Consider the following 503-nt stretch of genomic DNA (forward strand, 5'->3'; position numbering starts at 1 on the left):
GCGTAAAGACAACCTGGGCTGCTTTGATCGCCGAGGAGTTGGACGTCGATCTTGACCAGATCAACGTGCTTCATGGCCCTGCTGCGGCGGCGTACTACAATTCCGCGCTGGTAGGCGAAGGCTTGCCGAACAAGGGCTACGATATCTCAAACTTCCAGCACAATCTGGGTGAGGCGCTGGGTGTCCTCGGCAAAGCACTGAGCCTTCAGGTCACCGGTGGCTCGACCTCGATGAAGGACGGGTTCGAGCGGATGCGGCAGGCCGGCGCGTCGGCGCGTGAGACGCTGAAACGGGCCGCTGCCGACCGTCTGGGGGTTGATCCGTCACAACTACAGACGGCCTCTGGGCACGTCATCGCGCCCAATGGCGACAAGATCGCCTATACCGACCTCGCAATGGATGCGGCCGGTCTTGAGCCGGTCGAGGTGCCTCTGCGTGACCCGTCCGAATGGCGGTATCTGGGCCAGACCCAACCGCGTCTGGACATGGTTGGCAAAGCGACA

At 62.2% G+C, this 503-nt stretch carries 1 pseudogene; it reads left to right on the top strand.

From position 1 onward, the window contains the following. Positions 1–503: pseudogene (locus ACR0E6_RS23195) on the top strand (xanthine dehydrogenase family protein molybdopterin-binding subunit); the annotation flags it as partial.

This window comes from Ruegeria sp. AP12, assembly GCF_056540025.1.